Annotated in this window: 19 protein-coding genes; 7 read left to right on the top strand and 12 right to left on the bottom strand. The window is 74.2% G+C overall.

Annotated features, from left to right (window positions below; translation table 11 throughout):
* Positions 1–40: 40 nt before the first annotated feature.
* On the bottom strand, positions 41–1,666 hold the full coding sequence (locus tag EV190_RS08700) for an FAD-dependent monooxygenase (protein WP_133740954.1): 1,626 nt from the start codon (positions 1,664–1,666) through the stop codon (positions 41–43).
* A gap of 182 nt (positions 1,667–1,848) precedes the next feature.
* Here EV190_RS08700 and EV190_RS08695 point away from each other — a divergent pair, with 182 nt between their 5' ends.
* Positions 1,849–2,253, top strand: coding sequence for a four-helix bundle copper-binding protein (locus tag EV190_RS08695; protein WP_133740953.1), 405 nt, complete (start codon positions 1,849–1,851; stop codon positions 2,251–2,253).
* Between the two features lie 117 nt (positions 2,254–2,370).
* Here the strand turns inward: EV190_RS08695 and EV190_RS08690 are convergent, their stop codons facing one another.
* From EV190_RS08690 to EV190_RS08670, 5 genes are all read right to left on the bottom strand, one after another.
* Positions 2,371–2,667, bottom strand: a complete 297-nt coding sequence (locus EV190_RS08690; RefSeq protein WP_133740952.1) for a hypothetical protein — start codon at positions 2,665–2,667, stop codon at positions 2,371–2,373.
* A 358-nt stretch (positions 2,668–3,025) separates the two neighbouring features.
* Positions 3,026–3,211, bottom strand: a complete 186-nt coding sequence (locus EV190_RS08685) for a hypothetical protein (RefSeq protein WP_133740951.1) — start codon at positions 3,209–3,211, stop codon at positions 3,026–3,028.
* Between the two features lie 1,681 nt (positions 3,212–4,892).
* The gene (locus EV190_RS08680; RefSeq protein ID WP_133740950.1) at positions 4,893–5,234 is read right to left on the bottom strand and encodes a hypothetical protein; all 342 of its coding nucleotides are present in this window, start codon (positions 5,232–5,234) and stop codon (positions 4,893–4,895) included.
* Between the two features lie 28 nt (positions 5,235–5,262).
* Complete coding sequence (locus EV190_RS08675; RefSeq protein ID WP_133740949.1) at positions 5,263–8,196, bottom strand: ATP-binding protein; 2,934 nt, start codon at positions 8,194–8,196, stop codon at positions 5,263–5,265.
* The gene (locus EV190_RS08670; RefSeq protein ID WP_133740948.1) at positions 8,196–10,721 is read right to left on the bottom strand and encodes a proline-rich domain-containing protein; all 2,526 of its coding nucleotides are present in this window, start codon (positions 10,719–10,721) and stop codon (positions 8,196–8,198) included. Before EV190_RS08670 ends, EV190_RS08675 begins: the two co-directional genes overlap by 1 nt.
* A 388-nt stretch (positions 10,722–11,109) precedes the next feature.
* Between EV190_RS08670 and EV190_RS08665 the strand changes: the two genes are divergently transcribed.
* Positions 11,110–11,766, top strand: a complete 657-nt coding sequence (locus EV190_RS08665) for a hypothetical protein (protein ID WP_133740947.1) — start codon at positions 11,110–11,112, stop codon at positions 11,764–11,766.
* Between the two features lie 116 nt (positions 11,767–11,882).
* Here EV190_RS08665 and EV190_RS08660 read toward each other — a convergent pair whose 3' ends face one another.
* Both EV190_RS08660 and EV190_RS08655 read right to left on the bottom strand, forming a co-directional pair.
* Positions 11,883–12,158, bottom strand: a complete 276-nt coding sequence (locus EV190_RS08660) for a hypothetical protein (RefSeq protein ID WP_133740946.1) — start codon at positions 12,156–12,158, stop codon at positions 11,883–11,885.
* A gap of 128 nt (positions 12,159–12,286) precedes the next feature.
* Positions 12,287–13,069: a L,D-transpeptidase gene (locus EV190_RS08655; protein ID WP_133740945.1), complete on the bottom strand. Its 783-nt coding sequence runs from the start codon at positions 13,067–13,069 to the stop codon at positions 12,287–12,289.
* Between the two features lie 297 nt (positions 13,070–13,366).
* Between EV190_RS08655 and EV190_RS08650 the strand changes: the two genes are divergently transcribed.
* Together EV190_RS08650 and EV190_RS08645 are read left to right on the top strand one after the other, a co-directional pair.
* A complete protein-coding gene (locus EV190_RS08650; protein ID WP_133740944.1) occupies positions 13,367–14,071 on the top strand; it encodes a response regulator transcription factor in 705 nt (234 codons plus the stop codon).
* Positions 14,061–16,001, top strand: a complete 1,941-nt coding sequence (locus EV190_RS08645; RefSeq protein WP_243742443.1) for a sensor histidine kinase — start codon at positions 14,061–14,063, stop codon at positions 15,999–16,001. The genes EV190_RS08650 and EV190_RS08645 overlap by 11 nt, the downstream gene beginning before the upstream one ends.
* Positions 16,002–16,779: 778 nt before the next feature.
* Here EV190_RS08645 and EV190_RS08640 read toward each other — a convergent pair.
* Both EV190_RS08640 and EV190_RS08635 read right to left on the bottom strand, forming a co-directional pair.
* A complete protein-coding gene (locus EV190_RS08640) occupies positions 16,780–18,561 on the bottom strand; it encodes a DEAD/DEAH box helicase (protein WP_133740943.1) in 1,782 nt (593 codons plus the stop codon).
* A 288-nt stretch (positions 18,562–18,849) separates the two neighbouring features.
* Positions 18,850–19,080, bottom strand: a complete 231-nt coding sequence (locus EV190_RS08635; protein WP_133740942.1) for a hypothetical protein — start codon at positions 19,078–19,080, stop codon at positions 18,850–18,852.
* A gap of 181 nt (positions 19,081–19,261) precedes the next feature.
* Between EV190_RS08635 and EV190_RS08630 the strand changes: the two genes are divergently transcribed.
* The 3 genes from EV190_RS08630 to EV190_RS08620 all read left to right on the top strand — a co-directional run bounded on the left by EV190_RS08630 (position 19,262) and on the right by EV190_RS08620 (position 24,296).
* On the top strand, positions 19,262–20,914 hold the full coding sequence (locus EV190_RS08630) for an FAD-dependent oxidoreductase (RefSeq protein WP_133740941.1): 1,653 nt from the start codon (positions 19,262–19,264) through the stop codon (positions 20,912–20,914).
* Entirely contained in the window at positions 20,911–22,323 is a 1,413-nt protein-coding gene (locus EV190_RS08625; RefSeq protein WP_133740940.1) for an ATP-binding protein, read from the top strand. The genes EV190_RS08630 and EV190_RS08625 overlap by 4 nt, the downstream gene beginning before the upstream one ends.
* Positions 22,324–22,547: 224 nt before the next feature.
* On the top strand, positions 22,548–24,296 hold the full coding sequence (locus EV190_RS08620; RefSeq protein ID WP_133740939.1) for a class I adenylate-forming enzyme family protein: 1,749 nt from the start codon (positions 22,548–22,550) through the stop codon (positions 24,294–24,296).
* A gap of 69 nt (positions 24,297–24,365) precedes the next feature.
* On the opposite strand, the gene EV190_RS08615 is transcribed toward EV190_RS08620, so the two are convergent.
* Both EV190_RS08615 and EV190_RS08610 read right to left on the bottom strand, forming a co-directional pair.
* Positions 24,366–24,599: a hypothetical protein gene (locus tag EV190_RS08615; RefSeq protein ID WP_133740938.1), complete on the bottom strand. Its 234-nt coding sequence runs from the start codon at positions 24,597–24,599 to the stop codon at positions 24,366–24,368.
* 12 nt (positions 24,600–24,611) lie between these two features.
* A complete protein-coding gene (locus tag EV190_RS08610) occupies positions 24,612–25,544 on the bottom strand; it encodes an SPFH domain-containing protein (RefSeq protein ID WP_133740937.1) in 933 nt (310 codons plus the stop codon).
* Positions 25,545–25,570 lie beyond the last annotated feature (26 nt).

The following is a 25,570-nucleotide window of genomic DNA, read 5'->3' as shown; positions in this document are numbered from 1 at the left end:
CCGTCGGCGGCTCCCGGCCCGCTCGGGCCGGGACGCCCGCTCATCGCGCGGCGCCGGTGAGCCAGTGGTCCAGGTAGGCGTGGAGCCCGTCGAGGCCGGGGCCCGCTCCCCGGTGGGCGATGTGGGTGTCGGGGCGGACGAGGTAGTGGCCGCCCCCGGTGACCCCGAGGTCGTGCAGCAGCCGTCCGCCCTGGTCGTACAGGGCCCCCGGGGCGGGGTCGGCGGTCAGGTGGTGGACGGCGAGGGCTCCGCCGTGGGCGTCGCGCAGCGCGGTCAGGCGCGGCTTCGCCCAGGCTTCGGGCGGGCCGCACAGCAGCAGGTGGAAGGTCGGCGCGGCGAGCGCCTGGTGCAGCCGGACCGGTGCGCCGTCCCTGGTCAGGGACGCGTCGGGAAGCCGGTCGCCCGCTCTCGGCCCGTGCCGCGGCGCGGGGTCCCCCTCGGCCACGGCCTCGCTGTCGCGGTAGCCGACGGCGAGTTGGGAGAGAGCGCGGAACACGGAGGACCGCCCCCACGGCAGGCGCAGCGCGGCGGGCGCCAGACGCGGGGCGATCCGGGTGCGCGCCAGGGTGGGCAGCAGGCCGGTGGAGGTCGCGGCCGAGAAGGCGCGGTCGGTCAGGCGCAGCACGGCCGCGCCGACCGGCCTCCGTTCGCTGTCGTAGGAGTCGAGCAGGACCTCGTCCGCGACGCCCCGGGTGACGAGGGCCAGTTTCCAGCCCAGGTTGCAGGCGTCCCCGATCCCCGTGTTCATGCCCTGGGCACCCGCCGGGCTGTGCACGTGCGCGGCGTCCCCGGCGAGGAACATGCGCCCCCGCCGGTAGCGGACGGCCTGGCGGCAGTTCAGCCGGAACTCGGTCAACCACACCGGGTCGCTCAACCGCACGGCTTCGCCGGTCTCGCCGGTGTACCCGTCGACCAGTTCCTGGAGGTCGGACAGGAGGCCCCCTGACCCCGGCGCGGCCGGGACCGCGTCCGGCGGGCGCGTGCCGAACACCCTCCAGGTGGCGGGGCCGCCCAGCGGGAAGAAGAACAGCAGGCCGCGCTCCCCCATGAAGGCGTGCACCGTGCCGGGTTCCAGGGAGTCGGCCTCGACGTCGCCGAGCAGGAACGTCTGCGGGTAGGCCCGGCCCCCGAACTCGATGTGGGCGGCGCCCCGGACGCTGCTCCGCGGACCGTCGCAGCCGATCAGGTAGCGCGCGCGGATCCGCCGCGTCTTGCCGTTGGGACGCCGCAGCATGCAGGTGACGTGGTCGCGCCCGTCCTCGGCCTCGAAGAGCTCCACGCCCCGCTCGACCAGGACGCCTTCGTCGGCGAGGTGGTCGGCGAGGACCCGCTCGGTCCGGGCCTGGGACAGGAACAGCAGGAACGGGTAGGCGGTGTCGGAGGACCCGATGTCGAACAGCCGCAGCGGCACGGACCGGCCTCCCGCGTGCATCCGCAGCCCGACGGCGCGGTTCCCCCGGGCGAGGAGGGCGTCGGTGACGCCGAGGCCCGCCAAGACCTCCAGTGTCCTGGGCTGCACGACCAGCGCCCGCGACTCGCGCGCCGGGTCGGTCGCGCGGTCCACGATCAGGAACCGAGCCCCGCACGCCGCGAGCTGGGCGGCCAGCGCCAACCCGGTGGGGCCCGCCCCGACCACCAGAACGTCCGTTTCCGACGGTCCGGTCATGCGGACAATACTAGTCGGCCCTCTGTCGGCCGCGCCGTTCCGGCGGAGCGCCCTGGAAGCGGTCCGACGCCCGGACCAGGCGGTTTACCGCCCGGACCAGCGGTTAGCGGCAGGATCGGAACCGGCGCCCCACTCGTCCTGAACCGTTCGGGCCGGCGCCGGGCCGGAGTGAGGAGGCCGTTATGAGTGTTGCCCAGCAGATGCTGGAGAGCTACCCCAAGAGCCTGGGAGGGGTGGACCGGGAGAAGCTGCGGGCCTGCATCGACGCGTGCTACGAGTGCGCCCAGGCGTGCACCGCGTGCGCGGACGCCTGTCTGAGCGAGGACACGGCCGCCGGGCTCGCCAAGTGCGTCCGCACCAACCTGGACTGCGCCGACCAGTGCGACACCACCGGACGGGTGCTGTCCCGGCACACCGGCTACGACGCGAACATGACCCGCGCGATCCTGGAGGCCTGTGCCCAGAGCTGCAAGGCGTGTGCGGACGAGTGCGCCCTGCACGCCGAACAGTACGAGCACTGCCGCGTGTGCGCCGAGGCGTGCCGCCGCTGCGAGATGGTCTGCCGTGAGCTGATCGCCTCGCTGTGACGCGCGGTCCGGCCCTCCGGGGCGGGGCCATGCGCACCTGCGTCTTCGCCCTGGGATCTTATGTGGTCTTGTGGTCTTCCCAGTGTCCGTCGAAGGACTGCCGGGAAAACCACAAGATCACGGTGGGGCCGGAAGGTTCGGCACCGCGCGGACCCCGGCGGCGATCCGCTCGGGGCGACGCGAGTCGGCCCAGGTGAAACGCAGCAGCCTGACCTCGGGGAAGAGCAGCCCGAGGCGGTTCTGCCGTTGCCGGCCGGAGACGAACGGGTCCGCTGCCCCGTCTCCCGACGGATCCGCTGCCCGGCCTCCCAGGGGGCCGGTGCCGGGGAGCGGGTCGTGTGCGGCACGGCCGTCGGCTTCCACCACCAGTTCGGGCGGCCCCTGCGCCGGATCACGGGAGGGGGGAGGGGCCACCCGGTGGACACCGTGGTGACGCCGCCGGAGGGACCCCCGGGCCGCCAGATCCTCCGGCCGCCGGTATGCGCATCCGGCGGGCGAAGGCGCGACGGGCGGGGCAGGGCCCGGGCCGCAGGACGGACCCGGATGCGGGGCCGCAGGACGCGGCGGGCGGGGCGGGGTGCGGGACCGGCGGCGGGGTACGCGGATTCGAGGAGTGCGTGCCTTCACTCTCACCGCTCCTCCCGGCGTGCCCCCTCCCTGGTCTCCTCCCTGTGGACAACCCTGCCCCCTACCACCGTGATCTTGCGATTCTCCTCGCGTTTCTCGGGAGAGCACGAGGGAAATCAGCAGGATCACGGTGGAGAGGGCGGGATCAGGGGGTTCGGGGGTCTTCTTCCTCCCGGATGATGGCGTCGATCAGCGCGGCCGCTCCGGAATTCGGCTCCGCCTGGTCGATGAGGGCGTACGCGGCCTTCCGGAGTGCCTCGTCGTCGAGGTCCTCCCACGCGACCGGGCCGGTCTCGGGGGGCTTGTTCTCGTTCCGGTGCTCTTCGGCCAAAACGCGGTCCTGCTCTCCACTCTCTCGACGCGGGCCCGCGGACGGCCGGGACCATTGGTCCGGTCACGTCACTCTCGCCCGCGCCTAAGCCTGTTTCGGCATGGACGACCCTATAGTCCGGCTCCGACCGAGCAGGCGGCGGCGGACGCGGCCACGCGTCGGCGGCGGGCCGCAGGGAAGACCGACAGTGAACCGGATTCGCCGCCGCGTGGCATCCGGATACGACTCGGTATTTCGGGTGACTTCTTTCATTTCCACCATGGAAAGCATTTTCCGCGAGGGTCTCCGCGACCACTCCCCCTATCCGCCCCACAATCCCCCGCCGTCGACGACCGGGGAAAACGCGCCTCTCACCGCTTACTCCCCCCACCGGAATCACGGCATGGAACCGATCTGTCTGGAAACGTCGTGAAAAGTAGCGGGGAAGCTTCCCGACTCCGCAGACCTCCACCGAGAAACACCGGACGCGTCCAGGTGTATTTTTTTTCATCCAATCTCCGCTCTTCACTGACAGAACGCGCTTGATTGATTACAGTTGCCGTGAAGCAACCCCCTGCTGACAGGAGACACGGTCGTGATCAGGCGCGACGGCGGCAGACCCCAGGGCAACCCCCTGGGCGGGGGCCTGCCGGGCGGCATCGGAACAGCGGCCGCGGCGGGAAGAGACCTGCCTCCGGGGACGGCGTCGGACAGACACCGCCCCGACAGCGCCTGATCCCCCTCGATCACCGGACCGACGGAACCGCTGTTCCACCGGCCCGGTGCCCCGGTCCCCGCCGGACGTGCCGGCGCCGCAGAAACCACGGAGCGGCGTCGGCCCACACGACCGACGGTCCCGCCCGCGCCTGAACCGCGCGGGGTTTGGGACCGTGCGCGGGCGCCGCGCGGGACGCTCGGCCACCCTCTGAGGGGTGGGCGGCCGAGCACGTCCGGGGAGGACGGGAGACCTCGTACCGATCCCCGTACGCGGTCCGGCCCCGCGCGGGGAACGGGGGACCGGTTTCCCGATCCGGAAGTGCTCCGCACGCGCCCCGGCGTGTGCCGCGGAGCCGCTGCCGACCGGATCGGCGAAGGGAATTTCCATGGAGGGGGTGAACTGGAATGTGGGAGTGGGTTTTTCCCTGGGCCCTTCGGGAGGCCCGGTGAGGCCTCCGGAAGCACACCGGACACCGGCGACCGCCGGATGACCGGCACCGCCCCGGCGACGGGCGAGGGGGAGCGCCGCGCCGGAGCCGCGGGCGGCCGGAGAACGGGTTGACGGTGCACGGGGGCGGGGTGTGGCGGGTCTGAGCGGGAGGGGTCCGGCCCGGAACGGCACACCCCCAGCATCCGCGACCCGGAATCCGGCGCGGGGAGCGGGAAGACACTCCCGGCGGTGGACGTTCAACGAACACACGGGGTTTTTCCCGATCCGGAGGACAGGGGGGACAAGGGGGTGCGGCGGGCCGCGTCGCGCACGGGACCGGAGGGGTCCGTGCCGGGGAGCGCGGCCCGCCGCACCCCGGCCCCGCCGGCCGGTGACCGGCCGGCGGGGCACCGGTCGGGCCCCACTCCCACGGAGGGGGCGGGAGTGGGGCCCGACCTGCGGGGGCTTCCCCGCCGATCTCGGCCTTTCCGGGGTCTCGGCCGTCTCCGAGACCCCGGAAAGGCCGAGATCGGCGGGAGCAACGGGCACCGGACGCTAGAAGGGCGACCGGCCCCGGCCCGGGCCGTCGCCGTCGGAATCGGGGCGCGGACCCGTGTCGGGGGACTTGAGGCCGCCAGGGCCGCCGTCCTCGACGCCCCGGTGCTCCACACCGCTGTCCTGGAGCGTCCTGCCGATGTCCCCCGCCTGGTCCCTGAGGTGGTCGAAGGGCCCCGCCTGCGGCCGCTCCTCCTCGCCGAGCAGGTCGTCGACCTCCTGGGACTCGGCGTTGTACCCCTCCCCCTCGACCGCCTGCGGCTCCTCGACCGCCTCCTTCCGCTCCACCTGCCGGTCGGGCTGGTCCGGCTGGTCGTCTCCCGGCCCGTCGATCTCGCTCACCCGTGCTCCTCTCTCTGCCGTCGTGTGCTCAGCGGCGCCCGGCCGCGCCGAGCATCTGCTCGCGGACCCCGTCGAAGTCCCCGCGGTTGGCCAGGAACCTCAGCAGGTAGGGCAGCCTGTCCAGGCCGTACCCCAGGGAGCGGGCGGCCTTCTCGATCGCCCCGGGGCGCTGGACGCCCAGGAGCGCGTCGGCGAGTTCGCCGTCCGCCATGGCGGAGTGGCGCTCCAGGTTCCGGCGCTGGTCGCGGATGGTGCGGCCGGAAACGTACCGCACGCCCCACGACTCCCACAGCGCGGTGTCCGGATGGGGATCGGCGTCGTCCGGCCGGGACCGCAGGGCCTCCCGAACCGCCAGCCACTGGTGCAGGCGGCCGCGCCAGCGCGGATCCGGCCGGCGCGCGTCCGCGCCCGCCAGCACCGCCCGCACCGCGGCGGCGACGGCCTCCGCCAGCTCCTCGGCCGGGTAGGCGCCGAGCGCGCGTCGGCGGGCCTTGACCGCCGACGCGACCAGGGTCCCGACCAGCACGTCCACCGCCAGGTCGTCCCCGTCCGCGCCGCGCAGGGGGCCCACCAGCCCGGCGACCGCGCCCCGCGCGGGGCGCGGCATCGGCTCGTGGGCCAGGTGGCTGACGACCGAGAGCTCGCACAGCAGCACCATGCGCGGGTCCTCCAGGTGCTGGGCCGCCCACGACAGGTGGCGCTGGACCGCGGCCCCGCCGGGCGCCGCCCGGCCGAACCAGGGCGGCAGGTCCTCGACGAGCGGGGCGGGATCGCGCGCCCGCGCGCCGCCCTTCTCGACCACGTGCGGGAAGCGCGCCAGAACGGGCCGGTCGAAGCCTTCGGCGTGCACCCCGAACACTCCAGGCGGCAGTGAGACGACCTCGCGCGACTGCTCCTCGGTCAACCCGACGGAGGCGCCGACGAAGTCGCGGTCGTCCCTGGCCGGGGTGCGCCCCATGCACTTGACCGCGGTGTTCTTCACCGCGTCGGGCGCGATCTTCCGCGGGATCTGCTCGGCGATGACCAGGGCCACGCCCTGGCTGCGCACCTCGGCGAGCAGGTCGGTGAAGCTCTCCACGGCACGGGCCGCGGCGCCCGTGAGACGCTCGGGGTCGCGCAGCAGGCGGTGCGCCTCCTCGACGACGACCACGTTGCGCACCCGGCCGGGCCGCGGGTCGCGGGCGTGGCGGACCCGCACCGCCTGACCGAGCCGGGACAGGAAGAGGCCCATGTACAGCGCGCGGTCGCTGTCGGTGCCCAGGTCCTGCAGTTCGAGGACGACGTTGCGGTCCAGCGCCCTGGCAGGCGACAGCGGGTAGCCGGCGGTGAACGCGGCCCGCTTGGTCCCGGTGGTCAGCGTGCCCAGCCGCATGTCGACGAAGCCGTGCACGTTCCCGGCGACCTCGCGCCCGTACCCCTTGGCGTCGATCACCTCGTGGCAGGCGCGCACCAGGTCCGCGATGTCGGGGTGGGCGGGGGCCGCGCCACCGGTGTAGCGGTCGGCGAGCGCGCGGACGGTCTCGGTCAGTGCCGGGTCCCAGCCCGCCTCGCGGACCGTGCGGTCGACGGCCTGCACCAGGACCTCGGGGAAGGGCGACTCGGCGTCGAAGGAGGCCACGGCCAGGTCGGTGAAGGCGTCCAGGTGCGACTGGTAGGAGAACCCGGGCTCGGGGCGGAGCGGGTTGAGGGCCGCCGGGGTGGCGTCCGGGTCGCCCGGCCGGATGACGTGGACGTCCGCCAGCGCCGGGTCGGGGAGCTCGTCCCGGACGGCGTCCAGCCGCTCCTGCATCCCCGACGCGTACTCGCTCTTGGCGGGTTCGAGCACCACCCACGGGATGCCCAGCCGGGAGAACTCGGTGAGCAGGTGCCGGATCGCCTGGCTCTTGCCCGCGCCCGTCGCGCCGTGCACGAACGTGTGCCGGCCCAGGCCGGCCAGCGGCACCCGCAGCCGTCCCACGGGGGCGCCCGCCTGGTCCAGCACCTCGCCGAAGTCCACCCCGCCGGTGTCGTCCACGGCCGTGTCGAAGGGGTTGGTGGCGCGGGCCTGCACCCCCGGCACCTCCTGGACCGGGGGCCGGCACACCGCGGCCAGGGCGGCGCTGCCCGCGGTGAACGGCGCGGCCGGGGCGAAGGGGCCGGTCGGCGCGAGGGTCGCGGCGAGCGCTGTGCGCAGCGGCCCGGGGGCTCCGACCGGGACCAGGCGGTGCGCGGTCCCGGCCGGCGGCCGGGTGGCGGCGGCCCACAGGGCGGCGACCTGCGCGGCGGTGGCCTCGTCGGGGGCGCCGGCCAGGGCGTGCACCCGCCACAGCCCGGCGGCCGACGCGATCGTGTGATCGGCCAGGCGCGCCTCCAGGCGGGCGCGGGCCAGGTCCGCGGTGCCGCGCTCGATCCGCTGGTCGTCGCGGTGCAGGGCCTCGGCGACGCGGGCGCGCTCGGCTTCGACCTCGGCCGGTTCCACCGGAACGGCGATGGCGAGCAGGCAGAAGGGGGTCGCGGAGAGGAAGGGGGCGTGCTCCTCGATCACGCCGGGGACCGCGTCGGCGGGGGCCGCCGCCGAGTCCAGCACCCCGCCCAGGCGCGCCCAGAAGGGCCGTGCCCGCACCTCTCCGCCGAGGACGGCGGCCGCGTCCCCCTCCGCCGAGGCCGTCGCCCCGGGCGGGAAGAGCAGCCGCCCCGGGCCCGCCCCGGCGTCGGGCTGCCAGACGGGGAAACCGTGGGTGCCGCCGACCCGCACCGTGAAGGGGCCGCCGGGCTCGTGCGTCCACGCGGTGAAGACCTTGGCCCCGAGCTGGTAGGCGGCGACCAGGGGCGCGGTCAGCCGGTCGAGCGCTGCGGCACGCTCCAGCAGCGGCACCGAGGCCACCCGGAAGACGCTCCCCGGGCGTCCTCGGTGTTCGAACAGGCGCGTGATCAGGGCCTGCTCGGCTTCGGCCTCCTTGGCGGCCCACGCGTCGACGGCCATCAGAACCGCTGGCCGCCGGGACCCGGCTGCTGCGGGTACGGACCGGCCTGGTGGGAGCCGGCCTGGTGGGGACCCCCGCCCGGCGGATACGGCTGCGCGGGACCCGGCTGCTGCGGGTACGGACCGGCCTGGTGGGAGCCGGCCTGGTGGGGACCCCCGCCCGGCGGATACGGCTGCGCGGGCCCCGGCTGCTGCGGGTACGGACCGGTCTGCTGGGGGCCGCCGTACGGGACGGCGGGACCGGCCGCCGGCCCCGGGTTCGGGGCGGGCGGGGGCGGCAGGGGCGGCGCGTCACCGGTCAGCTGCGGCGGCATCGGCATGTCCGCCTTGACGTCGATGAAGGCCACGCCGTCCCCGGCCTTGAGGACGGCCGTGAAGGGGGCCAGGCCGCTGATGACGCTCCCCGTCACGCGGCGCTCGTACTCCAGTTGCGTCGTCGCCGAACCGCCCTGCTGGCTCGTGGTTCCCCGCGTGTCGGTCCCGGTCCACGATCCGCCGCTGGTGTCGGAGACGCCGTGGGACCTGGCGGTGGAGCTGCCGTACCCGCTGCTGCGCTGGTCGACCGGACCGCCCTCGCCGCCGCCGCTGGAGCCGTGGGAGGAGAACGTGTTGAACGAGCGCGTGCGTTGCTCGCTCTCGGTCCTGGACCAGGTGCGGCCCGACGCCTCGGCCCGCGACACCGACTCGGCCTCCGACCAGGTCCGCTGGTAGGACTGGAGCCTCGGGATCCAGTCCTTCCCGAACAGGTCGGACAGCTCCTCGGCCGCCGCCGCGCCGTGCCCGCCGAACGCGGCGACGGCGCGGCGGCCGCGGGCCAGGTCCCTGACGGCCGGGGTCAGCTCGTTGAACATCAGCAGCAGCCGGATCCCGGCGGACCCGGCCACCTCGGAGAGCTGGCGCAGCAGTTCGGGGCGCACCCGGTCCACGCCGACGACGGCCAGCGCCGCCGGGGGCGGGACCGTCCCCCAGCGGAGCAGCTCGATGTGGTGCGCCAGGAGCATGGCCGCGCGCAGCTCCCGGTCGAACGAGGCGAGGGTCAGCGGGACGGACGCCCCTGAGAGGTCGGCGTCGGGCGTCCAGGCGCTCCGCGCGGGGCCGTCGTCGTCGGGGAGCAGGCCCGCCAGCTTGACGCGGAGCTCGGTCCAGGCGGCGTGGAAGTGCTCGCGGTCCTGGCGGGTGAACGCGGCGCGGACCCGGGCCGCCGCGTCGGGCGCCAGCCCCGCCACCGGTCCGACCGCCGCGTCGTCGAGCCCGAAGTCGTCGCCCACGGCACGGGAGGGGGCCTCCCCGCCTCCCCCGAGCAGGACCTCCAGCGCGGCGTGCAGGCCCGCGACCGTGATCGCGCCCCGCGTCTCGTGCAGGATGCGGCCGAGGCGGTTCAGCGTGTCGGCGGTGCTGCGCGCCTGCCTGCTCACCCCGCTGTCGGCGTCGTCGGCCAACGCCGACGCGAGCGCCTCGGTGATCTGGTGGCGCCTGCCGCGGGTCGCCGAGAGCGCGTCGAAGGCGGCGACCAGCGCGGCGTCGTCGTCCGCGGAGAGCCACCCGGCGGGCCGGCCGTGCCGCCGCACCTCGCCGAGCAGCCGGTCGCCGGCTCCCCTGCCCTCCAGGTCCAGCACCCAGATCCGGTTTCCCCGGGCGATCGCGGCGACGCCGAAGTGGTGCAGCATGTCGCCGCGCTCCATCGGGCTGCCGCCCACGGCCACGATGTCCTGCTGCTCGGGCGGCGCCACCACCCCGAACGGGGAGGAGCCCGCCAGCTGGGCGTGGAAGCGCCGGTGGCGTTCCCCGAACTCCCGCTCGGCCTCCGCGACCGCCTCGGCCACGCGCCGCTCGAACGAGGCGATCGCCCTGCGGCCCCCGGCCTCCTCCCCGCCGACCCGCCGGTAGAGGGTCCACAGCGTCAGGGGCGCCCTGCCGGTGGTGCCGAAGTCCATGTTGTAGACGGTGGGGCGGGTGAACAGGACCCACAGGCCGACCGCGCCGGGCAGGAGGGAGAAGGACAGCCCGAACGTGAGGAAGGAGGCCGCCAGGGCCGCGAACCACAGTCCCAGGCCCAGGAGGAGGAACAGGCCCCAGCCGACCCGGCTCGCGCCGAGCCGCCTGCGGTGGCGCAGTGCCACGACGGCGAACCAGGGAGCGAAGAACGAGGCCCACCCGGCCACGATGAAGTGCGTCGGGACGGTGGCCGCGGGGGAGTCCGCCGCGGAGACCGCCTCGAACGGGGTCCCCGTGACGGCGAACGTCAGCAGCAGTCCGAGCGTGGTGAGCGCCGAGTAGCCGACCGCCGCGACCGCCGACCAGACGGCCTTCCGGTAGAAGGCCAGGTTGTGCGCCGCGAGCTGCTGCTGCCGGACGACCTCGCCCTGCCGCTGGTGCAGGGCGGCGCGGATGGCGTCGGGGTCGGGGCGCGGTTCGGTCCACTCGGGAAGCGGCAGCGGCTCGACCCCGATCAGGGGCCGCCTCCAGCTGAGCCACCCCAGGGCCCGGTCGGGCAGCGGTGTCAGGATCGTGGCTGGGTGGCCCATGCGGCGTCCCTCATGTCCTTGTTCGTCCCGGGCGGACTTCGACGGCGCCCCCGCGGGGCCGCCCCTCCCATCCCCCGGGACGGTCCGCCACCGGCCGGGAGGCATCGGCAAAGGCCCGGCAAAAGCTCTGCCCGAAACACGCTAGGGAAACGCCCGAACGAAGCACATCACAAAAAGTGGTGAAGGCCCCGGACCACGCCGCGCCGTGCGCGAACGTCCACGGCAGCAGGCCATCGGGACGACGGAGCCGTGTCCGGCGGAAAGCACGATCACCGGGTTGACCTGCGACCACGACCATATCCGAACGGCGTTCGGGCCTCAGGTCCCCAAAACTTCCTCCGCCCTCCCCGCGTCCTACCGAGCAAGCCAAGCAAGGGAGACAGGCCCCATGAACACACCCACCCGAACCGTTCTCATTGCGGGAAGCGCCCTCTGCGCGCTGGTGCTCGGCGCGCCGGTCGCCTCGGCCGACGCGACCGGCTGGACCGACCCGACCGACGAGACCGGCGCGACCGGAGAGACCGGCGAGACCGGCGCGACCGGCGCGACCGGAGAGACCGGCGAGACCTACGGGACCGGCGCGACCGACGTGCGCGACTGCGGCAAGGGCGACATCAAGATCATCGAGGAGGGCCGCGACTCCGCCGCCGGGACCACGGCCGTCACGTTCTCGCTGCTCCGGATCGACGACGGCGCCGGACCGTGCCTGATGCCCGGCCAGCTGGACCTGCTCTGGGTGGACGGACCGGAGGGCGAGCAGGTGGGTTCGTGGGCGTACCAGTGGGAGGAGCCGGGCGAGTCGTTCGTCCTGGAGCCGCTGGACACGGCGACGTTCACCCTCTACCACGCCAACCCGGACAACTACGACCCCGAGGTCTGCCAGCCCGTCAACGCCGCGGGGATCGAGGTCCTCCTGGCGGCCGACGTCGAGGGGACGTATCAGGGCATGGGTACCGACCAGCTCGTCTGCTCCAACCCCGAGATCGAGGGCACCGGCGTGAGCGCGGTGACCCCGGGGTGGACCGATCCGGACGCCGCCTCGTGAGCCCGTCAGCGGTCCCGGCCGGGGCCGCTGACGGGATGAGGCCGAGGGCCTGAGACGCGAGGAGGTGCCCGCTCCCCCGGGGGAGCGGGCACCTCCGTCCGCTACCGGAGGACCGGTCAGCCGGTGTAGCTGGGGTCGCTCTCGATGGGGGCGGCGGGCGCCGGGGTGGGGAGGTCCAAGGGAGCGCCGTCGGGGCCGACGGTCAGGGGGGTGCCGTCGGGGCCGGCGGTCGGGTCGGCCCCGGTGCCGTCGGGGCCGGCGGTCGGGTCGGCCTCGGCGGGCACCGGGGCGGGCGCCTCGTCGGCGAGCGCGGAGCCGGTGAACCCGACGCCGAGCAGGCCGCCGAGCAGCGCGGCCGCCGCTCCGCTGAGGAGAATCGACTTGAACGTCATTGTCAGCCTTTCGATGTCATGTCCTGCTGGTGGGGCGGCGTGCGCCCCCCACCCCGCCCGCCGGTGGCTCCACCGGCCGGGCGTTCCCCGCGCGCTCGCAGGAGGCGCGGAAGTCCGGTGGCGCCGGGTCAGCCGATGATGACGGGCGTCCCCAGCGCGAGGTTCTCGGCGATCCAGGTGATGTCGTCGTTGCTGACGCGCACGCACCCGTGGCTGACCTGGGTGCCCAGGTCGTCGTTCGCGTTGGTGCCGTGCACGGCGAGCTGGCCGGGCCCGCCCGCGAAGGTCTCCAAGGTCGGGGAGAACCCGCTCAGCCCGTAGGCGTAGGCGCCGTAGGGGCTGTCGTCCTCGGCGGGCTCGACGAGCTCGGTGAAGTAGTACGTCCCCGGGGGCGTCGGCGTCTCGTCCCTGCCGGTGCCGATCTCGCCCTCCCGTTCGACCTCGTCGCCCTTGTAGACGGTGAAGACGTGCTCGGCCAGGTCGACCTCCATGCGCCGGTCGGTCCGGGAGAGCTCGACGTCGGACTCCCGCACCCACCCGGTGCTGCCGTTGGGCCGGACCGGCAGGAGCACGTTCAGCCACTCCCCGTCCTTCTCCGCGACCAGGAACGTCCGGTCCGCCCCGTACTCGTTGGGGCTGGCCAGCGTGGTGAGCTTCGCGCCGTCCTTCTCCTCGTACACGTCGACGCCGTCGCCGGTCACCGTGGCGATCACCGCCGTGGCCCCGCTGTCGGCCGTGGCCTCCTCCGCGCCGTCCTGGCCCCCGCCCTGGTCAGCGGCGTCCGAGGAGGGCTCCCCTCCCCCGCACGCCGTCAGCGCGAGGGCCAGGATCACCCCTGCGGCGGTCCGCGCGAGCACCGTGACCGGCGGGAGCGCGGGGGCTTCGAGGCGTGCGAGGGCGTGGCGTGGCATGGGGGTCCAATCCGGGGCGGAGGGTGTGCGGAGGCTCGGCGGCGCACACGGTGGGAACCGGCGCCGGAGGCCGACGCGAAGGAGGAGGCGGGAGGCGCGGACGGTACCGCGCGGCCGCCGTCTCCTTCGGTATGGCAGGGATTGTGCCCGAGAGATGTGAAGAACCCGAGAGCATGCCGTGAGGATGCCGTGTCGCTTTCGCTCCGGAACGTCCGACGCCCCCGGGCGCGCGTACGATCGGTCCCGCGCCCCGCCCCGAGCGGGGCGACCGTGCTACGGAAAGAGTCGGGAACCCCCATGTGCGCACATGTTCTGGTCGCCGAGGACGACGCCATGCAGGCGGAGGTGATCCGGCGCTACCTGGAGCACGAAGGGCACTCGGTGCTCGTCGTGCACGACGGGACGTCCGCCATCACCCGGGCCCGCGACCACCGCCCCGACCTCCTGGTCCTGGACGTGATGATGCCCGGGGCGGACGGCCTGGAGGTGTGCCGGGTCCTGCGCGCCGAGTCCGACGTCGCCGTCCTGATGCTGACCGCGCGCTCGACCGAGTCCGACCTGCTGGCCGGCCTGGACCTGGGCGCCGACGACTACATGACCAAGCCCTACAGCCCCCGGGAGCTGATGGCGCGCGTGCGGACGCTGCTGCGCCGCGTGCGGCGCGTGCAGCGGGCGGACGAGCGGGTGCTGCGGGTCGGCGCGGTCGCCGTCGACCCCGTCAGGCACGTGGTGGAGGTCGGGGGGGACCCCGTGGAGTGCACCCCGGTGGAGTTCCAGCTGCTGGAGGCCATGGCCGCCGAGCCCGGCCGGGCGTTCACCCGCGCCCAGCTGCTCGAACGCGTGCACGGGACCGCCCCCTACACGACCGAACGCAGCATCGACGTGCACGTCAAGAACCTGCGCCGCAAACTCGAGCCCGCCCCGAGGCGGCCGGTGCGCCTGCTCACCGTCTACGGGATCGGCTACAAGCTGGTGGACGCGGGGGACGGCCGTGTCCCGTAGGCGCGGGCACTCCCCGGCCTCGGAGGGCCCGCGGCTGCGCCACCGGCTGTCCGTGCGCGTGCTGACCAGCTACATCCTGGTCACGATCTGCTCGGTGACGGCCACCGCCTGGGTCGCGGTGCAGGGCACCTCCGGGGCGATCCGCACCGAGCAGGGCCAGACCCTGGCCGACGACACCCGCATCTACGACGCGCTGCTCGGATACGCCGCGACCCACCCCGACTGGGAGGGGGTGGACGGCCTCGTCGGCGACCTCGCGGCCGAGACCGGGCGCCGCATCACCCTCACCACGCAGGACCGGGTCCTGGTCGTGGACTCCGACCCCGACGCCCCGGCGCCGCGCGGCCGGGCCTCCTCCGTGGTCGACCCGATGGCGGTGGACGTGACCCTGGTGCCCGACTCCGCCCCCGACCGGATCGACGCCCGCGCGGTGGGGCCCTTCGCGCTGCCCGAGGCCGAGAGGACCGAGCTCCTGGGGCTGGCCCGGACGCAGGCCGAGTGCTTCGGGAACGACGGCTGGGAGATGGAGGTGGACGTCGGCCCCAGCGGCCGCCCCGCGCTGCGGCCCGCCTCCGGCGCCTCGGAGCCCTCCTCGGACCACTACTGCTGGTGGATCGAGGAGGACCCCTACTTCGCCTTCCCGTCCCCCGCCTCGACCGGTGCCCCCGGTCCGGTCCCCCCGGCCGAACCGACGCCCGCCCCCGACTCCGGCTCGGCGTCCCTCCTGAACACGCCGACCGGGACGGAGGAGGCGGCCCTGGCCGAACTCGGCGAGCTCGCGTCGGCATGCGCGCTGGAACGCGACGCCGAGCACCGGCCCCCGGTCCTCGGCGACGTCTTCGCCCTGACCGGGCCGTCCGACAGCGCCATGAGCGATCCGTCCGGCCGCCCCGCGGACGGGGTGTGCGTGGAGGCGGCGCGGCACGAGCTGCTCGCCCCGTACACCGCCTCGGCGGTGCTGCTGTTCATCAGCGACCCCACGGACGGCGCCGCCGAGTCGGGCCTGGCCCTGTCCCGGGAGGGCCTGGTGCGGATCATCGGGCTCGTCGCGGTGGTCCTGGCGCTGGCCGTGGGGGCGAGCGTGCTGCTGTCCACGCGGCTCACCCGCCCACTGCGCACCCTCACCGACGCGGTCCAACGCGTGCGCGCCGGCCAGGACCCCGCCGGGGTCAGGGTGTCGGACCGGGGGGAGATCGGGCGGCTGGCCCAGGCCTTCAACGACATGTCGCGCCATCTGGGCGATCTGGAGCGCCAGCGCAAGGACATGATCAGCGACATCTCCCACGAGTTGCGCACCCCGCTGGCCAACATCCGGTCCTGGCTGGAGGCCGCCCAGGACGGGCTCGCCGACCTCGACCACGAGCGCCGGGCCACCCTCATCGGCGAGGCCCTGCTGCTACAGCGCCTCATCGACGACCTCCAGGACCTGGCCCAGGCCGACGCGGGCGAGCTGCGGCTGCACCCCGAGCCCGTCGACCTGCGCGACATCGTCGCCCAGGTGGTCGAGGGGCACCGCACGGGCGCGGGCGCCGCCGGGATCGACCTCACGGGCCGGGTCGAAGGGGACCTGGTCCTGACGGCCGACCCCGCGCGGCTGCGCCAGGCGGTCGGGAACCTGGTCTCCAACGCGCTGCGGCACACCCCCGAGGGAGGCCGCGTCACCGTGCGCGCGTTCCAGCGGGGCGATCTGGCCGCGATCGAGGTCGAGGACACCGGGGAGGGCATCGCCCCGGAACACCTGCCGCGGCTCTTCGACCGGTTCTGGCGGGCCGACAAGTCCCGCAGCCGCCGCACCGGCGGAAGCGGCCTGGGCCTGGCGATCGTGCGCCACATCGCCGAACTGCACGGCGGGCACGCCTTGGCGGTCAGCACACCGGGCGCCGGCAGCGCCTTCACCATCGTCCTGCCCTCGGCCCCCCAGGACACCTGACCCGGGGCTCCGGACCCGGGACACCAGGGGGTTTCCACCGCAGGCGGTGGTTCGGCTCCGAAACACCCCCGCCCCGGAGCCGCGCTAGGGAGTCTCGGGCGCGGGGGTGGTTCGGCGTGCCGGTGCTTCGGTGGCCTTTCGGCCTCCTGTCACGCGGATCGCGGGGTCACGGCGGGCGGCGACGGTGGGTGGGGGTCGGGGCCGCGCCCACGGTGTCCGTTTCGCGTGGTTTCCGTTAGTGATCTTGCTGTTTCCCCCCGAGAACCTTGACTTCGGGGGGAAACAGCAAGATCACCGGACATTCGAGGGCCGGTCCCGCCCTCGCTCGAAATGATCACGGGCTTTCCGCCCTTCCCGGCCCCGAAACGGGCAGAAAGCCCAAGACCGTCAACGAAACCCTCACGCGACGGACATCATGGGCGCGGCCCTGACCTCCCCCCGCCGTCGCCGCCTGCCGTAACAGGTCCCGAGTAGACCCTGCTCCGACAGAGCCCGAATCACCCCCGCCCCGGAGCCGCGCTAGGGAAGCTCCGGTGCGGGGGTGATTCGGACACCAGTGGTCTTGTTGACGGTCGTGGGGTTTCTGCCCGTTTCGGGGCCGGGAAGGGCGGAAAGCCCACGACCGTCAACGAAACCCTCACGCGACGGACATCATGGGCGCGGCCCCGACCCGCACCCGCCGTCGCCGCCCGCCGTGATCTCGCGATCCACGTGACGTGCGGCCGAAAGATCCACCCGAAGCACCGGCACGCCGAACCACCCCCGCGCCGGCAACTCCCTAGTAGCGCTCCCGGCGGACCACCGCGCGCTTGCCCTTGATGGTGCTGCCCTTGAGGGCGTCGATCACGTCGTCGGCCGCGTTCTCGGGCACCTCGACCAGGGAGAAGCGGTCGGCGATCTCGATCGCGCCGATCTCGCGGCCGCTCAGCGGGGACTCCCCCGCGATCGCGCCGACCAGGTCCTGGGGACGGACCCTGGAGTTGCGCCCGACGCCCACGAACAGGCGGGTCATGCCGCCCGCGGGGCCGCGGCCGCGACGGTCGCCGCGTTCTCCGCGCTCCCCGCGTCCGACGCCGCCCTGGCGTCCGCGGGTGTCCCGGCCGTCCCGCCCGCCTCGCTCGGGGCGCACGGTGATCTCCGGGATCTCCTGCTCCTCGTCCGCCGCCGCGCCGCTGGCCTCGTGCGCCAGCTTCACCGCGGCCAGCGCGATCTCCATGACGTCGTACTCGTCGGTGAGGGGCTCGACCACGGCGCGGAAGCGCTCGAGGTCGTCCTCCACGAGGTTCTCGTACAGGGCCGCGCGCGTCATCTCCAGCCGCCGGGTGCGCAGGTCGGCGACGGTCGGCAGCTTCTCGACCGTGATCTGGCCCTTGGTCTCGCGCCTGATCGTCTTGAGCATCCGGTGCTCGCGCGGCTCCACCAGGGTGATCGCCACGCCCTCGCGACCGGCCCGGCCGACCCGGCCGATCCGGTGCACGTACGACTCCGTCGCCGAGGGCACGTTGTAGTTGACCACGTGGCTGAGCTGCTCCAGGTCGAGGCCGCGCGCCGCCACGTCCGTGGCCACCAGCAGGTCCGCGGTGCCGTTGCGCATCCTCCCCATCACGCGGTCGCGCTGCTCCTGGCTCATGCCGCCGTGCAGCGCCTCGGCCCGGTAGCCGCGCGCGTTCAGGGTCTCCGTCAGCTGGTCGACCTCCTCGCGGGTCCGGCAGAACACCAGCGCGGCGGACGGCGCCTCCACGTCCAGCACCCGGCCCAGCGCGGCGGGCTTGTGCGGCCTCGCGACCACGTACGCGCTCTGGCGCACCTTCGGCGCCTCGCCCGGGGCCGGGGCCTCGCGCGCGATGCGGACCCGGATCGGGTCGCGCAGGTGCCGGCGGGCGATCCCGTTGATCCGGTCGGGCATCGTCGCGGAGAAGAGCACCATCTGGCGCTCCTCGGGGGTCTCCTCGACGATCGCCTCGATGTCCTCGGCGAAGCCCATGTCGAGCATCTCGTCGGCCTCGTCCAGCACGACCATCCGCAGGTCGTCCAGGACGAGCGTGCCGCGCCCCATGTGGTCGAGCGCGCGGCCGGGGGTGGCGACCACGACGTCGACCCCGCGCTCGAGCGCCCGCAGCTGGCGGCCGATGGGCTGGCCGCCGTAGATCGGCAGCACGCGCGCGCCCAGGTCACGGCCGTAGCGGTGCACGGCCTCGGAGACCTGCAGCGCCAGCTCGCGGGTCGGCACGAGCACCAGCGCCGAGGGGTTGACGCCCCCGCGCCCGGAGGGCAGGCCCTGCAGGATCGGGAGCGCGAACGCGGCGGTCTTGCCCGTCCCCGTCGCGGCCATCCCCAGCAGGTCGTTCCCGGCGAGCAGGGGCGGGATCGCCTCGCGCTGGATCGCCGTGGGCTCCTCGTAGCCCAGGGCCGACAGCGCGCGCAGCAGCTCGGGGCGGAGCTCCAGGTCGGCGAAGGTGGTGGTGTCCTCGGCCGTGGTCTCAGGCGTGGTCTCGGCCGTGGCTTCGGGTGTCTCCGGGGCGGTGTTCTCCACTGCGCCCTCGACGGTGTTCTCGGTCATGATTCCGGCTCCTTGCTACTGGACGAACGCGCACGGGACTCACTCCGCCGACAGCGGTCGTCCCTCCCCATAGCGGGCGCGAACCCGCATCCCGTGCGCGGCTACCCGCTCAGCACGGTCGACTCCCCCGGACCGGACACAGGAGACTGAAGCCGGGAGGACGGTTCGCGCCCCTCCCGGCAGGCGCGATAACGACGGCCGCCCAGGAAGCCAATGGATCTACCTTCTCATCTCGCGGGGGGAGCCTTGGCGCTCCCCGCCTCCGGCCCCTCCCCCGCGGACGTCTCGTCAGCCGTTGACGCGGACCGCCTGGAAGACCTCGACGGCCTTGCCGCCGTCATCGACGGTTCCGCCCGTGGCCTCGAAGTCCACCGAGACGTCGTCCCTCAGGTAGCGGTAGCGGTGCCTGGTCTCGGCGACCTCCGCGGAGGCCCCGTCCAGGTCGCGGACGATGTCGAAGACCGAGTCGGCGGGGACACTGAGCCGGATGCGCTTCGTTCCCGGCTGGAGAATCGACAAGGCGCGCCTTTCGTGACGAGTGCGGGCCCGGGCCGGGGCGACCGGTCCGGGGCGGCGGGGCGGATCGGGCCGGCCCTTCCGGGCCGGGGACGGCGATCCACTCTCCCCCAGGGCAAAGTATGACAGGCTGGGGCGGCAAACCGGGGAAGACTCCCGGCGGACACGACGGGGAAGCGACGGCATGGACAAACCTGTCATCGTGACGGTGGACGACGACCCCGGGGTCTCCCGCGGGGTGGCGCGCGACCTTCGACGCCGGTACGGCCACTCGTACCGGATCGTGCGCGCCGAGTCGCCGGCGCAGGGTATCGAGGCGGTCCGCGAGATGCGGCTGCGCGGGGACGACGTGGCGGCGGTCCTCGCCGACTACCGCATGCCGCAGATGAACGGCGTGGAGTTTCTCGAGCAGGCCATGGACCTGTACCCGTACGCGCGGCGGATACTCCTCACCGCCTACGCGGACACCGACGCGGCCATCCGGGCGATCAACGTCATCGACCTCGACCACTACCTGCTCAAGCCGTGGGACCCGCCGGAGGAGAAGTTCTACCCGGTGATCGACGCGCAGCTGGACTCCTGGCAGCGCGCCGAGCGGCTGGAGCGTCCCGAGCTGCGGGTGGTCGGCGCCCGCTGGTCGTCCCCCTCCTACCGGGTACGCGACTTCCTCGCCCGCAACCACGTGCCGTACCGGTGGCTGCTCGACGAGGAGCCCGAGGGCGCGCAGCTGATCGCGGCCCTGGGCGGGCCCGGGCCCGCGCTGCCGCTGGTGGTCACCGCCGACGGCACCACGCTGTCGGCGCCCGGCGACGCCGAGCTCGCCACCGCCGTCGGCCTGTCCACCACCCCCGCGACCGACTTCTACGACCTCGTCGTCATCGGCGGCGGCCCCGGCGGGCTGGGCGCCGCCGTGTACGGCGCCTCCGAGGGGCTGCGCACGGTCCTGGTGGAGCAGCACGCCTCGGGCGGCCAGGCGGGCCAGAGCTCGCGCATCGAGAACTACCTGGGCTTCCCCGACGGGGTCTCCGGCGGCCAGCTCGCCGACCGCGCGCGCAGGCAGGCGCTGAAGTTCGGCGCGGAACTGCTCACCGCCCGGACGGTGACGAGCCTGGAGGCCAGGGGGCAGGGCAGGGTGGTGGGGTTCTCCGACGGCGGGAGCATCGCGGCGCACGCGGTGATCCTGGCGACCGGCGTCACCTACCGGCGGCTCGACGCCCCCGGCCTCGACGAGTTCACCGGCCGCGGCGTCTTCTACGGCGCGGCCCTGACCGAGGCGCCGTCGTGCAAGGGCACCGACGTCTACATCGTCGGCGCGGCCAACTCGGCGGGGCAGGCCGCGGTGCACCTGTCCGGCTACGCCAGCCGGGTGCACCTGCTGGTCAGGGGCGACGACCTGGGCAAGTCCATGTCGCACTACCTGGTCGAGCAGATCGCCGGGATCGCGAACATCGAGGTGCACACGCGGACCCGGGTCACCGCCGGGGAGGGCGGCGACCACCTGGAGCGGCTGACGCTCGAAGGCCCCGAGGGCGCGCGCACGGTCGACGCCGAGTGGCTGTTCGTCTTCATCGGCGCCCAGCCCCGCACCGACTGGCTCGGCGACGCGGTCGAACGCGACGCGAGGGGCTTCGTCGTCACCGGCCCCGACCTGCTGGCCACCGGGGAGCGCCCCCGCGACTGGCCGCTGCGGCGCCAGCCGTACTTCCTGGAGACGAGCGTTCCCGGCGTCTTCGCGGCCGGGGACGTGCGCGCCGAGTCCATCAAGCGGGTCGCCTCCGCCGTCGGCGAGGGGGCGATGGCCGTGTCCCTGGTCCACCGGTACCTGGAGAAGACGTGATCGCAGCGGACGACCTGCGCGGACTGTTCCTCTTCGAGAAGCTCGACGACGACCGGCTGGAGTGGCTGGCCCACCACGGCGAGGAGCTCTCCTTCGGCGCGGACGAGACCGTGGTCCGCCAGGGCGACCCGGCCGAGCGCTTCTACGTGCTCGTCGAGGGCGAGGTCGTGCTGCTGGTCGAGACCACCACCGGAACGGTCTCGATGGAGCCCACCTCCCAGCCGGGCGTCTACGCCGGGGCGATCTCCGCCTACCTGGGCGAACGCGCCCCCGACAGCTACCCCCACTCCCTGCGCGCGGTCCGGCCCTCGACGCTGCTCGCGTTCCCCGCCCGGGAGTTCGGCCGGACCATGGCCGAGTGGTTCCCGATGGCGGTGCACCTGCTGGACGGGCTGCGGATCGGCGGGATCGCGCAGCGCGAGCTGATCGACCGGCGCCAGCGCCTGACCGCGTTCGGCACGATCACCGCCGGGCTCACCCACGAGCTCAACAACCCCGCCGCCGCGGCGGTGCGGGCCGTGGGCGAGCTGCGCGAGCGGGTCGGCTCCTCCGGGCGGCGGCTGGCCGAGCTGGCGGCGGCGGGAATCCCCCCGGACCGGGTGTCGGCCCTGGTGGAGGTCCAGGAGAGCTGCGCGCGGAACACGGGCGGTGCCCCGCACAGGTCCCCGCTGGAGGTCTCCGACGCCGAGGACGAGCTGTCGGACGCGTTGGACGGACTCGGGGTCGGGGAGGGCTGGGAGATCGCGCCGGCCCTGGTGGGCGCCGGGTTCGGGCTCGGCACCCTGGAGACCGTCCGCGCCTCGGTGGGCGACGAGCACCTGGGGGCGGCGCTGCGCTGGTTCGCCGAGGCCACGGAGATCGCGCAGATGCTGGACGAGGTGACCGACGCGACCGAGCGGATCTCCTCGCTGCTGGCCTCCGCCAAGCAGTACTCGCAGATGGACCGGGCCCCGAACCGGAACGTGGACGTGCGGGAGCTGCTGGACAGCACACTCGCCATGCTCCGGGGCAGGATCCCGCCGGACGTCGGCGTGGTCACCGAGTACGACCCGGACCTGCCGCCGCTCCCCGCCTACGGCGGGGAGCTCAACCAGGTGTGGACCAACCTGGTCCACAACGCCCTGGACGCGATGGACGGCTCCGGCACGCTGACCGTGCGCACGGCCCGCGAGCACGACACCGCGCTGGTCGAGATCGGCGACACCGGTCCGGGGGTCCCCGAGGAGCTGCGCGACCGGATCTTCGAGCCGTTCTTCACCACCAAGCAGGTCGGCAGGGGGACCGGCCTGGGACTGGACATCTCCTATCGCATCGTGGCCGGCCGCCACGGCGGCGACCTGCGGGTCGTGTCCGAACCCGGCGACACCCGCTTCCAGGTCCGGCTCCCCCTCACCGCCCCCGCCCCCTGATGACGGTCCGGGGCCGCGCGGCGTCCGCGCGGCCCCGGACCGCCGCCGGCGGGCGGGCCGGGGCGTGGTCGTCCGTCGACGGGGAACCGGCGCCACGGACACCCGCCCCTGTGACGATTGTCACTGGAAACCTGGTCTACCGACCGGTCGGTCTTGTACAGTCGCGGCATCGTCGATCGCAGGGCGTCCGCGTTCCGGCCGCCCCGAGAGAATCGGAGCTGCCGATGAGCGCCAGCGGGTCCCCGACGCCTCCTCCCCCGCTGCGGTCGATGGCCGCGGCCACCGCGCAACTGCTGTACTCGGGGTCCCGGTTCGAAATGGCGCGGATCGAGGTCAACGGCGTTCCGACCCGCGTCTGGGCCGACGCCCGCCCCAGCCTGCGCGCGCTCCTGCTCGGCAGCGCCGAGCGCGGCGACCACCCCGCGATCGTCTTCGGCGACGAGCGGATCTCGCACGCCGACTACTTCCGCCGGACCGCCACCCTGGCCCGCCGTCTGCGCGAGGACTACGGCGTGGCCGAGGGCGACCGGGTCGCCCTCGCCATGCGCAACTACCCCGAATGGGTGATCGCGTTCTTCGCCGTCACCGGCATCGGCGCGATCGCGGTCCCCCTGAACTCCTGGTTCACCGGTCCCGAACTGGAGTTCGTGATCCGCGACAGCGGCGCGGCCGTGCTGGTGGCCGACAGCGAACGACTGGACCGGCTCGACGGCCTCCTGACGGACGTGCGGCCCTCCGTGATCGCGGTGCGGCACACGGGCGCGCTCCCCGAGGGCGCGCGCGCCTGGGACGAGGTGCTGGGCGAGGTCGCGGCGGACGCGGTCCCGCCGGAGGCGGACCCGGCCCCCGACGACCCCGCCACACTCTTCTACACATCCGGCACCACCGGCCTGCCCAAGGGCGCGCTGGGCTCGCACCGCAACCTGATCAGCAACATCACCTCCACGGCGTTCACGAAGGCGCGCACCCTGCTGCGGGTGGGCTTCGACCTCGGGGACTCCCTCGCCCTGACCTTCGACGCGCCGCCCCCGGTGGTGCTGTGCGTGGTCCCGCTGTTCCACGCCACCGGCGCGCAGACCGTGATGCTGCCCGCGCTGGACTCGGGCGGCACCCTGGTCCTGATGCACCGCTGGGACGCCGAGGCCGCCTTGGACCTGATCGAACGCGAGCGTGTCACGGCGGTGACCGGCGTGCCCACGATGCTGTCCCAGATGCTGGCCTCCCCCGGCTTCGCCGAGCGCGACCTGTCCAGCCTGGCCTCCCTGGGCAGCGGGGGCGCTCCCGCCGCCCCGGCCCTGGTGGCGCGGGCGCGCGACGGCCGCAAACTGGACCAGGCGCTTCTGGGCGCGGGCTACGGGCTGACCGAGTGCTCGGCGATCGCGGCCGTCAACTACGGCCCCGACTATCTGAGCCGCCCCGACAGCGTCGGCGTCCCCGTCCCGGTGGTGGACGTCAGGATCGCCGGCCCGGACGGCTCGGAACTGCCGCCCGGCCGGGTCGGCGAGATCTGGATCAGCGGCCCCGGGGTCGTGCACGGCTACTGGAGGCGCCCCGAGGCGACCGCCGCGACCTTCACCGACGGCTGGCTGCGCACCGGAGACCTGGGCCGCCTCGACGAGGAGGGCTTCCTGTACATCGTGGACCGCGTCAAGGACATGATCCTGCGGGGCGGGGAGAACGTGTACTGCGCCGAGGTCGAGGCCGCGGTCCACGAGCACCCCGCTGTCGCCGACGTCGCGGTGGTCGGCGTGGCCCACGAGGTGCTGGGCGAGGAGGTCGGCGCCGTGGTCCGGCCGCTCCCGGGCGCGTCGGTGACGGCGCCCGAGCTGCGCGACTTCCTCTCGGGCCGGCTGGCCTCCTTCAAGATCCCCGCCCGCATCCGGGTCACCGCCGCCGAGCTGCCGCGCAACGCCGCCGGGAAGCTGCTGAAGAAGCGGCTCCGCGACGAGGTCGACTGGACGGCGGCCGGGTAGGCGGCCTCCGGGGCGGGGACGCGGGCGCCACGGCGTGGGGGCCGCGGCGGTCGCCGCGGCCCCTCGTGGTCAGTCGGTCTTCTCGTCGGGAGGCTCCGGTTCCTCGGGGGGCCGCTTGCGCGGGCGGCCCCGCCGGGGAATGGCCCCGGTCCTCTTCGGCATCCGTCCGGCGTCGGCCAGGGCTTTGCGCAGCAGGAACTCGATCTGCGCGTTGGTGCTGCGCAGCTCGTCGCCGGCCCAGTGGGCGAGCGCGTCGTGCACGGCCGGGTCCAGACGGAGCAGGATCTTCTTGCGCTCACTCAAACCGGGGACACCTCAGGAGTAGAGCGATCCCGTGTTGACGACCGGCTGGGTGGCCCGGTCGGCGCACAGGACGACCAGCAGGTTGCTCACCATCGCGGCCTTCCGCTCCTCGTCCAGTTCCACCACGTCCTCCTCCGCCAGCCGGTTCAGCGCCAGGTCCACCATGCCCACCGCGCCCTCGACGATGCGCTGGCGCGCCGCGACGATCGCGCCCGCCTGCTGGCGCTGCAGCATCGCCTGGGCGATCTCCGAGGCGTAGGCCAGGTGGGTCAGCCGCGACTCGATGATCCTGACCCCCGCCGACTCCACGCGGTCGGCGATCTCCGCGGACAGCTTCTCGGTGATCTCGTCGGCGTTGTCGCGCAGCGACAGCCCGCCCTCGGCCTCGTGGTTGTCGTACGGGTAGTTGTTCGCGATGTGCCGCACGGCGGCCTCGGTCTGGATGCTGACGAACTGCACGAAGTCGTCCACCTCGAACACCGCGCGGGCGGTGTCCTGGACCTGCCAGACCACGACGGCGGCGATCTCGATCGGGCTGCCGCCCGCGTCGTTGACCTTCATGACGCTGGTCTCGTGGTTGCGGATGCGGGTGGAGACGGGGCTCCGGGTGCTGATGGGGTTGACCCAGCGCAGGCCGTCGGTGCGGACCGTGCCGGTGTAGCGGCCCAGGAACTGCACCACCCGCGCCTCGTTGGGGGCCACGACCGTCAGCCCGAGGCAGAGGAAGAGCCCCAGCAGGGCGATCAGCCCGCCCGCCACGAGGCCGACCGCGAGCAGCGCCCCCTCACCGGTGGAGATCCCCCACACGGCCAGGGCGACCCCGACCAGCACCAGCACCACTGCCACGCCGAACATCACCAGCCCGGACCGGCCGTCGGCGGTCCTCTCGCGCACCTTGGGGGCGGGCATCTCGACCCCGGTCGCGGTGGCGGTCCTGTCGTTCATCCGTCGTTCCCTTCGCTCTTGAAGTG

The organism is Actinorugispora endophytica (assembly GCF_004363075.1).
Classification (GTDB): domain Bacteria; phylum Actinomycetota; class Actinomycetes; order Streptosporangiales; family Streptosporangiaceae; genus Actinorugispora; species Actinorugispora endophytica.
Note: the sequence above shows the minus strand (reverse complement) of the source record. Positions and strands in the feature narration are given on the sequence as shown.